The 13,665-nt window shown below is 72.2% G+C and carries 7 protein-coding genes and 2 CRISPR repeat arrays; of the genes, 3 read left to right on the top strand and 4 right to left on the bottom strand.

Annotation, left to right across the window (positions count from 1 at the left end):
- Positions 1–146: 146 nt before the first annotated feature.
- Positions 147–875, top strand: a complete 729-nt coding sequence (locus L3078_RS04345; RefSeq protein ID WP_239750861.1) for a glycoside hydrolase family 75 protein — start codon at positions 147–149, stop codon at positions 873–875.
- 241 nt (positions 876–1,116) lie between these two features.
- On the opposite strand, the gene dhaM is transcribed toward L3078_RS04345, so the two are convergent.
- The 4 genes from dhaM to L3078_RS04325 form a co-directional block, all read right to left on the bottom strand.
- A complete protein-coding gene (gene dhaM / locus L3078_RS04340) occupies positions 1,117–1,527 on the bottom strand; it encodes a dihydroxyacetone kinase phosphoryl donor subunit DhaM (RefSeq protein ID WP_239750858.1) in 411 nt (136 codons plus the stop codon).
- Entirely contained in the window at positions 1,520–2,134 is a 615-nt protein-coding gene (dhaL, locus tag L3078_RS04335) for a dihydroxyacetone kinase subunit DhaL (protein ID WP_239750854.1), read from the bottom strand. Before dhaL ends, dhaM begins: the two co-directional genes overlap by 8 nt.
- An 89-nt stretch (positions 2,135–2,223) precedes the next feature.
- On the bottom strand, positions 2,224–3,216 hold the full coding sequence (gene dhaK / locus L3078_RS04330; RefSeq protein ID WP_239750851.1) for a dihydroxyacetone kinase subunit DhaK: 993 nt from the start codon (positions 3,214–3,216) through the stop codon (positions 2,224–2,226).
- A gap of 438 nt (positions 3,217–3,654) precedes the next feature.
- On the bottom strand, positions 3,655–4,014 hold the full coding sequence (locus tag L3078_RS04325) for a glycosyltransferase (protein WP_338059561.1): 360 nt from the start codon (positions 4,012–4,014) through the stop codon (positions 3,655–3,657).
- 260 nt (positions 4,015–4,274) lie between these two features.
- Positions 4,275–6,496: direct repeats of the CRISPR family, unit length 29 nt; unit sequence CGAACCACCCCCGCGTCGGCGGGGACCAC.
- A 72-nt stretch (positions 6,497–6,568) separates the two neighbouring features.
- Positions 6,569–8,795: a CRISPR direct-repeat array (repeat unit 29 nt; unit sequence CGAACCACCCCCGCGTCGGCGGGGACCAC).
- A 168-nt stretch (positions 8,796–8,963) separates the two neighbouring features.
- On the opposite strand from L3078_RS04325, the gene cas3 reads away from it, so the two are divergent.
- On the top strand, positions 8,964–11,819 hold the full coding sequence (gene cas3 / locus L3078_RS04320) for a CRISPR-associated helicase Cas3' (RefSeq protein ID WP_239750849.1): 2,856 nt from the start codon (positions 8,964–8,966) through the stop codon (positions 11,817–11,819).
- A 239-nt stretch (positions 11,820–12,058) separates the two neighbouring features.
- The gene (gene casA / locus L3078_RS04315) at positions 12,059–13,642 is read left to right on the top strand and encodes a type I-E CRISPR-associated protein Cse1/CasA (protein ID WP_239750847.1); all 1,584 of its coding nucleotides are present in this window, start codon (positions 12,059–12,061) and stop codon (positions 13,640–13,642) included.
- The last annotated feature ends 23 nt before the right edge of the window (positions 13,643–13,665 follow it).

Raw genomic sequence — 13,665 nt, 5'->3', positions numbered from 1 at the left:
CCGAGTCCGGCCCGGGCCCTCGGCCGCACACCCGCGCCAGGAGCGTGGCGTGGTCCGTCCGGCCCCCTCCCGGTGGCCGTCCTCTCCGACCCGCACCACCTTTGGGTGAGTGTCCGTCATGTCCCCCCAGGAGAGGGTCCCTCATCGTGCGTGTCCGCTCGTTGACGCTGGCCGCCGTCGGCGCCGCCCTGCTGGCCCCCGTCGCCCTGCCCGCCCTGGCCCATCAGCAGCACCCGGCGCGGTACGAGGGCGGTGTGACCGCCGCCGAGCTGCTGGCCAGGGCGCGCGGCTGTGTCCGGGTCTCCGAGGGGCTCTACAGCAGCGACGCGGGGAAGCCCGCCGTGATCCCGGTCTGCGGGGTCGACGGCGCGGTGCACTGGAAGGCCGACATGGACATCGACTGCGACGGCCGGCCGAGTCCGCGCTGCAACCGTGAGACCGATCCGTGGTTCCAGCCCGCCACGTCCTTCCTGCAGTCCGACGGACGCCACCTCCGCTCCGAGAGCCTGCCGTTCGTCGTCGTCCCCGCGCCGAGCCGCGTCTGGGACTACCGGGTCCACGGCATCAAGGGCGGTTCCGTCGCCGCCGTCGTCCACGGGGACCGGGTCGAGTACGCCGTCGTGGGCGACACCGGTCCGCAGAACATCATCGGCGAGGCCTCCTACGCCACCGCCGAGGCGCTCGGCATCCGCCCCGACCCGCGCACCGGCGGCACCGCGTCCGGGGTCACCTACATCGTCTTCGAGGACTCCGAGGTGACCCCGATCGAGGACCACGAAGCGGCGGTCGAACTGGGCGAGGAGCTGGCCCGGAAGTGGGTGGAGGGTTCGGTGCCGCGCCGAGCGGCGACGATGCGCGGCGGAACGACGAACTGACACCACCGCTCCTCCCCGCACGCGCCCACCATCCCCTGGTGCGGTCGGCCCGCCCCCCGGGGCCTGCCGTCAGATGGGGCGGCGGCGCGTCGGATGGGGCGGCGCGTCGGATGGAGTGGCGCGTCGGATGGGGCAGGGCGTCGGATGGGGCGGCGCGTCGGATGGGGCAGGGCGTCGGATGCGGCAGCGTCCGAAAGCGCGGCGGCCCCGGAGATGTCGTCTCCCCGGGGCGGTCGTGGGGTCACTCCTTCCGGTACGAGTACGCCTCCGACGCCGCGGCCGCCACCGCCGTGAGGTCCGCGCCCGTCGAGGCCGTGACGACCGCCGCGACGGCGCCCTCCACGAACGGGGCGTCCACCAGCCGCGTGTCGGCCGGGAGTTCGTCGCCCTCGGCGAGGAGCGCCTTCACGGTGAGCACCGCGCTGCCGAGGTCGGTCAGGACCGCGACCCCGGCGCCCCGGTCGACGGAGGCGGCCGCCGCCGAGATCAGTTCGGCGCTGGTGCCCAGGCCGCCGTCCTCGGTGCCGCCGGCCGGGGCGACGGGAACGGAGGCGCCCGCCCCGGCGAGCCCCCGCGCCAGCTCGGCCACCGAGTCGGCGACGGCGGCGCTGTGCGACACCAGCACGATGCCCACCCGCTTCTCCTCAGACATCGGCGGCCTCCGGGTCGGCGGTGGCGGCGAGGGCGGCGATCAGCAGCGCTGCGGAGGTGGCACCGGGATCCTGGTGGCCGATGCTCCGCTCGCCCAGATAGCTGGCCCTGCCCTTGCGGGCCTGCAACGGTGTGGTCGCCGAGGCCCCCTCCTCGGCCGCGACCCGCGCCGCGGCGAAGGACTCGGCGAGCGCGTCGACCGCCGGGACCAGCGCGTCGATCATGGTCTTGTCCCCCGGGGCAGCCCCGCCCAGCGTCATGACCGCGTCGACCCCGGCGCGCAGCGCGTCCCCGAGCTGGGCCTCGCTCACCTCGGCGGCGTCGCCGAGCGCCTTGCCGGTCCGGCGCAGCAGGGTGCCGTACAACGGGCCGGACGCGCCGCCGACGGTCGAGATCAGCTGCCGTCCGGCGAGCACGAGGACGGCGCCGGGCGTGTCCGGCGCCTCCTTCTCCAGCACGGCCGTCACGGCGGCGAACCCGCGGCGCAGATTGCTGCCGTGGTCGGCGTCCCCGATCGGTGAGTCGAGCGCCGTGAGCCGCTCGGCCTCGCGCTCCACCGAGGCCGCGGTGGCCGTCATCCAGCGACGGAAGAAATCGGCGTCGAGCACGGAATCTCCTTGCGTGGTGAGTGAATCGACTGATGGTGAGGGGGCGCTGCCACGCGACCCGGCCGTGCGGGGCCGCCGGTTGGGCCCGCTCACACACCCCAGCGCAGCCCCGGCGTCCGCACCGGCGCGTCGTACAGCCGCAGCAGCTCCTCGTCGACCTGGCACAGCGTCACCGACGCGCCGGCCATGTCGAGCGAGGTGACGTAGTTGCCGACGAGGGTGCGGGCCACGGCGACCCCGCGCTCGGTGAGCACCCGCTGCACCTCCGCGTTGAAGCCGTACAGCTCCAGCAGGGGCGTGGCGCCCATGCCGTTGACGAGCAGCAGCACCGGGTTGCGGGGGCTCATGTCGTCCAGGATGGCGTTCACCGAGAAGTCGGCGATCTCCCGCGAGGTCATCATGGCGCGCCGCTCACGACCCGGCTCACCATGGATGCCGACGCCCAACTCCAGCTCCCCGGCGGGGAGATCGAAGGTGGGGCTGCCCTTGGCAGGGGTGGTGCAGGCGCTCAGCGCCACCCCGAAGCTGCGGGAGTGCTCATTGACCTGCCGGGCCAGTGCCTCGACCTGCTCCAGCGGCTGCCCCTCCTCGGCGGCGGCCCCCGCGATCTTCTCCACGAACAGCGTCGCGCCCGTGCCGCGCCGCCCGGCGGTGTAGAGGCTGTCGGTGACGGCGACGTCGTCGTCGACGAGCACCTTGGCGATCTGGATGCCCTCGTCCTCGGCGAGCTCGGCGGCCATGTCGAAGTTCAGCACGTCACCGGTGTAGTTCTTCACGATGAACAGCACCCCGGCGCCGCTGTCCACGGCTGCCGCCGCCCGCACCATCTGGTCCGGCACGGGCGACGTGAACACCTCCCCGGGACAGGCCGCCGACAGCATCCCGGGCCCCACGAACCCGCCGTGCAACGGCTCGTGCCCCGATCCGCCCCCGGAGACCAGCCCGACCTTCCCGGCCACCGGCGCGTCCCGCCGCACCACCACCCGGTTCTCCACGTCCACGGTCAGCTCGGGATGCGCGGCAGCCATGCCCCGCAACGCGTCGGCGACCACGCTCTCGGCCACGTTGATCAGCATCTTCATGGGTACCTCCAAGGGAGCTTAGCAGGTGCGCCTCCGACCTGCGTTTTTGCTGGTCAGAGGTTGTTTCTTCGGTTGTTGATCTTGGCGGTCCGTAGCGGTCCGAGGCGGGCTCTGGCGGTACTGACGCTGACTTGCTGCTGACTTTGGTGACGGCGTGTCAGGCTATCCCGGGTCGGCCATCAGGTGGAGGTCGGGAACCTGCCGAGGGCAGTATCTGCCTTGCTGGAGCGAAGGTCACGTGCAACGTCATGCTCAGGGGCAGCGGCCGTGGTTCGAGCGTTGATCGACGCGTCGGTGAAGAGCTGGGCGTGGTGTACGGGAAGGGACGGTGCCTGTTGCGCCGCCGAGCGGCACCGTGCATCGCGGCCTCATCGATCGGAATTTGACGCGGCGCCAGGCGATCCAGCCGCTAAAGTCAGCCCCTCGTGTCGTCGTCCGCTATCCCTGGTGCCTGGATGCGAACGGAGCGGGCAAAGGGCTGTCGGAAAAAGTTCGCTGCGACAGTTTCAATGGGTGAACGTGCAGGGTGCACTTGCTGTGTATGCGTGGTGCGTCGACAGCGTGGCCTCGATGCCCTTCAGTCGTCACCTTGGCCTGGGGGATATGCCCCCAAGCCTGCATGGCTTTGATCTCCCCGGATTCTGGCTTGGTCAGCCGTCGGTTAGAGACGATGGCGCCTGTATAGGCGAAGTCGGCGTCGCCGTGCTCCAGCGCCTCGCAGCCCGCCGCGAGATGGCCCGGCAGGAACAGGTCGTCATCGTCGAGGAAGGCAATGTAGTCCCCGGCGGCGTGCTCCAGCCCGGCATAGCGCGCGCTCGCCGGGCCGGTACGCCGGTCGAGGTCGATGAAGGTGACCGGGAGTCTGCCGTGTCAGCCGTCGACGACGGGGCCATGCTTTGCCCTCCGTTGTTGACGACGATCACTTCCAGGCGGCCCTGCGGTTCCTGCTCGGCGACACTCTGCAGAGCGCCGTCCAGTAACTCCGGCCGGTTGTAGGTCGGGATGACGACGCTGACCAGTGGGCTACCGCCACTTGAGGGGGGCTAGGGCCCGATCGGCGAACCACCCCCGCGTCGGCGGGGACCACTCGCCCCAGACCCTGAACGCATGACCGAGCGGCGAACTACCCTCGCGTCGGCGGGGACCACGGGGGTGGGACAGGCATGGACACCCTGCCCAACGAACCACCCCCGCGTCGGCGGGACCACACGAACGTGCCGCTGGGCCACTCGGCCTCCGGCGAACCACCCCCGCGTCGGCGGGGACCATCCACGGTGCGAGGACTCCATCTTGGCCTTGAACGAACCACCCCCGCGTCGGCGGGGACCGCGGCAGGCCGGCAGAGCCGAGGGTCTCGATCAGCGAACCACCCCCGCGTCGGCGGGGACCACGACCTTGGCCCCCAGCTCTTCGCGACCATGGTCGAACCACCCCCGCGTCGGCGGGGACCACGGCATGGACTGGCGCCAGATGCGCCCGGACGACGAACCACCCCCACGTCGGCGGGGACCACCCAACGATCCACCCCCACGAGAGCGGGCCGAGCGAACCGCCCCCGCATCGGCGGGGACCACGAGGATGGTCAGTCGTGTCCGGAGGGCTACAGCGAACCACCCCCGCGTCGGCGGGGACCACTCGGGCGTGGGCGCGAACCAGGCTGACAAGATCGAACCACCCCTGCGTCGGCGGGGACCACATCGTGCGCGCCCGCCCAGCGATCTCCTCCGCCGAACCACCCCCGCGTCGGCGGGGACCACGACATGGCGTTCGTGCTGGCCTTCTCCTGCGCCGAACCACCCCCGCGTCGGCGGGGACCACCCTGACCCTCCCCCTGACCGCCGGGGCGCGGCCGAACCACCCCCGCGTCGGCGGGGACCACTACGGCGGCCCCCGCATCGACGTCTTCGAGGGCGAACCACCCCCGCGTCGGCGGGGACCACAGCCGCTTGAACGCGGCCGCAGCCACGTCGGCCGAACCACCCCCGCGTCGGCGGGGACCACGATTCGGTCCCGGCCGTCGTCGTCGCGTACGTCGAACCACCCCCGCGTCGGCGGGGACCACGGCGGAGCCTGCCCGGCACCCTCGGCGGCCTGCGAACCACCCCCGCGTCGGCGGGGACCACGCCCAGGATTCGGGTTGTCCCGGGCGGGGTGTCGAACCACCCCCGCGTCGGCGGGGACCACCGACGCATCTCCGCACCTGCGTCGCCCACGCGCGAACCCCCCGCGTCGGCGGGGACCACCAGACGATCATGGAGGAACTCGAGCGCCGCGGCGAACCACCCCCGCGTCGGCGGGGACCACCTGCGCAACGGCTTCGTCGGACGGGCGGCCGGCGAACCACCCCCGCGTCGGCGGGGACCACGCGATCTGCTCCAGGCCGGGCAGGATCGGGACCGAACCAGCCCCGCGTCGGCAGGGACCACCGGGGCCGCTTCCTGGTCGTACACCTCTGGCACGAACCACCCCCGCGCCGGCGGGGACCACAGTCGACATTTTCTCGCCCGTCTGTCTACAGACGAACCACCCCCGCGTCGGCGGGGACCACCTCGGCCTCCGGGTTGTTCTTGTCGGCGAGCGCCGAACCACCCCCGCGTCGGCGGGGACCACGCCGGCAGTACCCGAACGATGGAGACCGGGATCGAACCACCCCCGCGTCGGCGGGGACCACCGGGGCATCTCCTCTCGAGCGTCGACGACGACCGAACCACCCCCGCGTCGGCGGGGACCGCAGGGCGGTGGCGCGGACGACCTCGCCGCCGAGCGAACCACCCCCGCGTCGGCGGGGACCACCAGCGTGGCTTGCGAGTGTGCGGCGTCTCCCACGAACCACCCCCGCGTCGGCGGGGACCACCCCGCCCCGGCCCCGGAGAAGCCCACACAGCGCGAACCACCCCCGCGTCGGCGGGGACCACGTGACGATGACCTCGCCGTCCAGGCCCTGCGCCGAACCACCCCCGCGTCGGCGGGGACCACGGGGGAGGCTCCAGTCAGGCCGGGGTCGGCGGCGAACCACCCCCGCGTCGGCGGGGACCACGGGGGAGGCTCCAGTCAGGCCGGGGTCGGCGGCGAACCACCCCCGCGTCGGCGGGTACCACGCCGTGCTGCGGCCCGCGCCGCTGCCTGATCCCGAACCACCCCCGCGTCGGCGGGGACCACCGCCTTGTGCAGGCGCACCGGCGCCGCAACGGCGAACCACCCCCGCGTCGGCGGGGACCACCCACCCTCAAGGGCCTGATCGTGCCATTCGCCGAACCACCCCCGCGTCGGCGGGGACCACGCCAGGGACGGGTCGACGAGACCGGCCATCGTCGAACCACCCCCGCGTCGGCGGGGACCACTCGTGCGCCCAGCGAACCACCCCCGCGTCGGCGGGGACCACCTCCGCAGCATGGCGATCAGCACGCCCACGGGCGAACCACCCCCGCGTCGGCGGGGACCACGGCGACCGCACGGTGGAGATGGACCCGGTCACCGAACCACCCCCGCGTCGGCGGGGACCACGATGCGTCTACCGGCCGGGCGAAGGACATCTACGAACCACCCCCGCGTCGGCGGGGACCACCACCAGAACGGCGCGCCCGTCCACACCGCGTTCGAACCACCCCCGCGTCGGCGGGGACCACAGTTGGCACCTCGGCCGCATGGCCGCCCTCGACGAACCACCCCCGCGTCGGCGGGGACCACGGGCGTCAGATCGACGAGCTGAACCCGCCGGCCGAACCACCCCCGCGTCGGCGGGGACCACCCTTGCGGTGGCACAGTGCGTCAACATCCCGGCGAACCACCCCCGCGTCGGCGGGGACCACGGAGGAACGACCAGCGTCCGGTAAGACTCGTACGAACCACCCCCGCGTCGGCGGGGACCACAACACCACGGCGGTCACGGCCAACAGCCGCATCGAACCACCCCCGCGTCGGCGGGGACCACTCCTCGCCAGCCTCGCCGACTCCGCGCAGAAACGAACCACCCCCGCGTCGGCGGGGACCACACACCGCCTCAGGCCGGACTTACCGCCAGCGCCGAACCACCCCCGCGTCGGCGGGGACCACACTCCCAGGTCGATGTTGATTCCGTGGACACGCGAACCACCCCCGCGTCGGCGGGGACCACTCCAACAGGTCGCGGCCGTACGTACCCGCGCTCGAACCACCCCCGCGTCGGCGGGGACCACAGCGCCGTGCTGCCATTCGCGCTGTTGCGGCGCGAACCACCCCCGCGTCGGCGGGGACCACCACAGCGTCCGCCGTCCCTGGTAGCGCCGGACCGAACCACCCCCGCGTCGGCGGGGACCACGCTGACGATCTTCGCCTTCAGCGTGGCGACGACGAACCACCCCCGCGTCGGCGGGGACCACTCGGTCAGCGGTCAGCCGCGGCCCTGGGCGACCGAACCACCCCCGCGTCGGCGGGGACCACCAGGACAGATGCAGACGATTGACCCCCGCCGACGAACCACCCCCGCGTCGGCGGGGACCACCTGATCATGCCGGACCTGGGCAAGGTCATCTACGAACCACCCCCGCGTCGGCGGGGACCACTCCGGGGACCCAGACCTTGTCACCGGGCCGGATCGAACCACCCCCGCGTCGGCGGGGACCACACCCGGACACGGTGGCGGCGGTGGTGGAGAGGCGAACCACCCCCGCGTCGGCGGGGACCACCCGGTGACACCCTTGGTGACCGAGTCGACCAGCGAACCACCCCCGCGTCGGCGGGGACCACGTCCACGTCGGCAACCCCGTCCTCAGCTTGGACGAACCACCCCCGCGTCGGCGGGGACCACGACACAGATCGACGGCCGGATGATTGCGCCGTCGAACCACCCCCGCGTCGGCGAGGACCACGGCCGGGCCTTGGCGGCCGGCCGGGCGGATGCCGAACCACCCCCGCGTCGGCGGGGACCACGGGGCTCCCGTTGAGGAAGGCGAGGATGTCGGCGAACCACCCCCGCGTCGGCGGGGACCACGTCAGCAGGATGACGACCGCGGAGCCCCGCAGCGAACCACCCCCGCGTCGGCGGGGACCACGGTGGTGTGCGCGGGCCGGGCTGGCGGTCGGACGAACCACCCCCGCGTCGGCGGGGACCACACCTGGCCAGAGTCGCGCGCGTACTCCAGCATCGAACCACCCCCGCGTCGGCGGGGACCACGCCACCTTCGGCGGTCTCCTGCGACTGCTCATCGAACCACCCCCGCGTCGGCGGGGACCACGCCGTAGAACCGCGCGTTCCCGTCCGTGTTGGCGAACCACCCCCGCGTCGGCGGGGACCACCCGTGGGGTGAACGGGAAGACGCCGTCGGTGGCGAACCACCCCCGCGTCGGCGGGGACCACGAGACGAAGCTGTCCGACTGCTGGCTCACCGTCGAACCACCCCCGCGTCGGCGGGGACCACGCCGACGACAGCTCGAAGGCGGCAATGCTGGCCGAACCACCCCCGCGTCGGCGGGGACCACGCGGAGGGAGATGCCATGGTGCTACCTCACTTCGAACCACCCCCGCGTCGGCGGGGACCACCTGCGCCCATCGGTCGTCGGCGAGAACCCCGTCGAACCACCCCCGCGTCGGCGGGGACCACACTTCCTGACCTGGTCTTTAGAGGTGGCTTTGCCATCCCTTTAAGTAAGGGTGGGTGGTTGGTAGGGGGTGCATAGGTGGACTGTATCGGGCTGTGGCCTGGGATTGTCAGTGGTGTGTGGTTGGGTCTGCGGGCCTAGGTGTGGTCGGTTCCGGGGGAGGGGTCGTGATGGGTGGCCAGTTTGGCGTGGTGGATGAGTCGGTGTGGGGGAAGTCGCGGGGGCTGGATCGGGAGTTGGGGCCGTATCCGCTGGTGCGGCATCTGCTGGATGCGGCGGCGGTGGCGTTGTTCTTGTGGGATCGCTATCTGTCGGAGGGGCAGCGGCGTTGTATCGCGGCGGGGTTGGGGATGCCGGGTGATCCGGGGCGTGCCCGGTCGTGGACCGCGATGTGCGCGGGGCTTCATGACGTGGGCAAGCTCTCGGGTTTCCAGCTGTGTGACCGCCGTGCCGGCGCGAGACTGAGCGAGGCTCTGTCCAGGGACCGGGGGCGTATCGGGGTGGAGCGGATGCCGCACGAGGTTGCTGGGATGCAGGCGGCTTCCGTGGTCCTGGCCGTCTTGGGGTGCCGGGACGGCGACAGCTCGGTGAACGGGGCGATGCGGCGGGTCGCGGAGATCATCGGCGGGCATCACGGCCGGTTCCACGAGTTGCAGGAATTTCACCCGGCGAACATGGACCTGTTGGGAGGTCCGGTTTGGGCCGCCCAGAGGGTTGCCCATGCTGGTGCGGTGTTCGACGCGTTGGGACGGCCGTTGCCGCCCCAGGAGGTGGAGGCGCCGGCGGCGGTCCTGGTGACCGGTGTGGTGATCCTGGCGGACTGGCTGGTGAGCCAGGAGACGTACGTGCGGGCCCGGCACGAGGCGCCGAAGTCTACTCTGGCGGCGCATTTCGAGCGATCGTGTGCGGATGCCGAGGGTCTGGTGCGTGAGGCGGGCCTGTTGCCGGTGGAGCTGGAGCGGAAGGACTTCGCCGAGGCGTACGGCATCGCGGGGGAGCCCAATCCGCTGCAGCGGTCGGTCGCGGAGGAGCTCCCCGCAGCGGTGAGCGTGCAGGACACCTCGGCCGGGGCCGGGCGGCGGGGCGGGATCATGCTGGTGACCGCGGCTCCGGGGGACGGCAAGAGCGAGACCGCTCTGGAGGCGGAGCGGGTGCTGTCCGGCCGGTTGGGCACGCGGGGGTTTGTGTTCCTGCTGCCGACGATGGCGACCAGTGACCAGATGTACGGGCGGGTGGCGGGTGTGGTGGCCCGGCAGGCTGGGCCGGAAGCCGGGCTCACGCTGACGCACAGCATGGCCTGGTTGAACAGCGCGTACGCGGACGACGACGCGCCGGGCGGGCTGCGGGTGCTGACGTGTGAGGGGGACGAGGGCGGCACGGCCGGGGCGGCGCGGCGGGAGGCGGACATGAGGCCGCGGCGCTGGCTGCGTGGTGCGAAGCGGGCGCTGCTGGCCCAGTTCGCGGTGGGCACGGTAGACCAGGCGCTGCTGGGGGTGCTGCCGGTGCGGCACAACGCGCTGAGGCTGCTGGCGCTGTCGGGCAAGACGTTCATCGTGGACGAGGCGCACGCCTACGACCCGTACATGCAGGTGCTGTTGGGGCGGCTGCTGAACTGGCTGGGCGCGTACGGGGTGCCGGTGGTGCTGCTGTCGGCGACGCTGCCCGCGTCGGTGAGCGACCAGCTGATCAAGGAATATCTGCGGGGGACGGGACACAACCGGTCGGAGCTGACGGGGCGTTCATTTCGGGCTCCGTACCCGGGTTGGCTGTATGTGGACGGGGCCGACGGTGTGTGCACTCGGATGTCGCGGGAGCGGCGGGAGGAGCAGGAGGCCGAGCGGCCCATGGAACTGCGGGTCCGTATGGAGCCGGTGGTCCATGGTGAGTCCGGGGGTCTGGGGCGGCTGGCGGTGATCCGGCGGCTGTTGGAGCCGGTGACCGGGGGTGAGGGCGGTTGCACGCTGGTGGTGTGTAACACCGTCGCCGAGGCCCAGCAGACCTATCTGAGTTTGGCCGACCTGCTGCCGGCGCGGGGCGAGGACGCGGTGCAGCTGCTGCACGCCCGGTTCCCCGGCGATGACCGCGAACTACGCACGCAGGCGGTCACGGCCGGACTGGGACGGTCCGGACCGCGCCCGGTGCGGCGGATCGTGGTGGCCACGCAGGTCGTCGAGCAGTCCCTCGACCTGGACGCGGACATCGTCATCAGCGACCTGGCTCCGCTGGCGCTGTTGCTGCAGCGGGCAGGCCGCTGCTGGCGGCACGAGACCTGGTGGGCGAAACACGGGTGTCCCCAGGGGCGGAAACGGCCCGCCTGGGCGAGCCAGCCGCAGCTGGTCGTGCTGGACCCGCTGGCCGCGGGCCGTGGTGTGCCGGCCCAGTGGGGCGAGGTGTACGCGGAATTCCTCCTGCGCGAGACCTCCGAGGTTCTGAACCGGCGCGGGGAGCAGCCGCTGGCTATCCCTCAGGATGTGCAGGAACTGGTCGAGGAGGTGCACGGTCACAGCGCGAACCGGTTCGTCTGGAGCGATCCGGCGAAGTCGGCGGCCTACACCGCCTACCGGGGCAAGGAACTGGCTGAACGCAGCGTCGGACGTGTGCTCGTCATCCCGCGGGCGCGCAATGTGCCGGGTTTGCACCGTCTGCATCACCTGGACGGGGCGGAGGAGGAATGGGAGGCGGCGACCCGGCTCGGCGCCGACGCCGTACGCCTGCTGTGTGCGTACGCCCACGCCGACGGCACCACCACTCTGGACCCGGACGGCACGAAGCCGCTGCCGGGTATGGCCGGAAAGCTGATGCCTGCGGACGTCAGGGCGGTGATGGCGCGGACCATCCCGGTCAACGCCGAGTGGTTCAAGGGCGAGTTCGAGCCCCACAAAGTCCCGGAAGAGTGGGCGGAGCACCCGCTGCTCGGCGATCTCGTCATGCTGCGCCAGCCCATTACCGACGGCCAGGTGCATCCGGTGCCGGTGGGCGGCAAGGCCCTTCGCCTCGATCCGGACTTGGGACTGGTCCGGCAGTAACTGTTCGAACCTGTCGCCCCGGCGAACCCTCAGCCACCGGGGGAGGAGCCAGCACGAGGAGAGCCAGCAACTCGCCATAAGCACACGGAAGTTCGGGTGTTTTCGAGTGTGCGCCGAGCGTTGTCAGTGCTGCCTGTTTCACTGTGTCCAACCGCTTCACGTCCCCTGTGGACGTGAAGCACGGGGCCTTTGGCATGCCCTGGTGAGGCGGGGGTGGACACCACGTGAGGGAGGGGAGCATGGCGGACGGTTTCGACTTGCGGGACGAGCCGTGGATTGCGGTGCGGTGGGCGGATGGGGGGTCCGCGTGGTGCGGGCTGCGGGAGTTGTTCCAACGGGCGCACGAGATCGTGGATCTGGAGCTGCCGGTTCCGCCGGCGGCGTCCGGGCTGTTGCGGATTCTCGCGGCGATGACCGCGCGGATCGCCCGCGACGACGAGGGTGTGCGTCTGGACGACGGGGACGTGGCGGAGGAGATCGTCTCGTGGCTGGGGGTACGTGACCGGGTCCTGGCCGGGGGCCGGTTCGACCCTGGGGCGGTGGATGCGTATCTCGACGAGGAGGTGCCTGCGGGGCGGTTCGATCTGTTCGATCCGCAACGGCCGTTCCTGCAGGATCCGCGTCTGGCGGCGGAGTGTGTGGATGCCAAGGGGCTGCCGAATCCCTCGGGGGTGAACAAGCTGGTCTTCGGGCGGCCCACAGGGGTCAACGGGGCGGTGCTGTTCGGTCACTTCACGGACGGGGAGCCGGTGGCGGTCCCGGCGGCCGAAGCCGTGTGGCATCTGATCGCGCAGTTGTACTACGGGCCGTCGGGGCAGTGCACGCCCCGCCGTATCACCACCGTCAAGCCCGGAAACGGGGACGCCGGGCCGCTGCGCAAGGCGGTCTCGTATCACGTGTGGGCTCCGGATCTGTTCACAACTTTGGTGCTGTCGGTGCCGCTGCCGGGCGAAGGACTGGAAGCGGAGGCGCGCGACGAATGCCCGTGGGAGGCTGGCGAGTTGCCCGACCCCCTCGGCCCGCCGCAGGAGCTGACCTGGCCGGGGCGGCGGCTGACCGGCCACTTCCGGCACGCGGTGCTGCTGAAGCCGTCGGCGGACCGCAGCGGTGTCTGCGACGCCTACATCACCTGGTCGACCCACGGACCCCGGCACGCCGACCGGGATCCGTACACCGTCCTCGACCGTGACAAGGACGGGCAGCTGCGGGTGCGGGAGGCGGACGGGGCGCGGGCGCTGTGGCGGGACCTGGACGCCCTGCTGCTGATGGACAGCGGCGACCGCTCGCTTCGGCCCGCCGCTCTCGGTGACCTGCCGTCGCACCTTCGGTCCCGTCTGTCGGTGCGTGCCTACGGCTTCCATCAGGACGGGCAGCAGAAGGACACGACGTGGTTCGAGGCGACCACGCCTCCGGTTCTGCAGTGGCAGGAGGAGGCCGATCCGCGCATGGCGCGCCATCTGGCCCGCTGCCACCGGGCGGCCGAGGACGTCGGCGAACGCCTGGACTACGCCGCCCGTCTGGCGTGGAAGCTCGCCACCGACACCAGTGCCGTGTCGGAGACCAAGGTCAAGCTCGACCGGAAGAAGCCCGGCCCGTGGGCCATGGCGGCCCGGGGACGCTACTGGCCAGCGGCCGAGCGCGAGTTCTGGAAGATGACCGATGCCGAACGGTGCGACAGCCCGCCGCTGCCGCCGCTGGTGAACGCGGCGCTGACCGCGCTCGACGAGGCCATCGGCACGGCAGGCCGTGCCGACATCCGGGTCGCGCGGGCCCGCACCCGCGCCCGCTCGACGCTGCGCGCCCTCCTGCGGCCCGCCGCCTGACCACCCACCCCACCCTTCTTCCT

Origin of the sequence: Streptomyces deccanensis (assembly GCF_022385335.1) — a bacterium.
Classification (GTDB): domain Bacteria; phylum Actinomycetota; class Actinomycetes; order Streptomycetales; family Streptomycetaceae; genus Streptomyces; species Streptomyces deccanensis.
The sequence above is the reverse complement of the archived record's forward strand: the minus strand, read 5'-3'. Positions and strand labels throughout refer to the sequence as shown.

Coding starts and splice junctions, on each gene's coding strand:
- dhaM (WP_239750858.1), bottom strand. CDS start 1,527: ATGTCTGAGGAGAAGCGGGTGGGCATCGTGCTGGTGTCGCACAGCGCC.
- dhaK (WP_239750851.1), bottom strand. CDS start 3,216: ATGAAGATGCTGATCAACGTGGCCGAGAGCGTGGTCGCCGACGCGTTG.
- cas3 (WP_239750849.1), top strand. CDS start 8,964: ATGGGTGGCCAGTTTGGCGTGGTGGATGAGTCGGTGTGGGGGAAGTCG.
- casA (WP_239750847.1), top strand. CDS start 12,059: ATGGCGGACGGTTTCGACTTGCGGGACGAGCCGTGGATTGCGGTGCGG.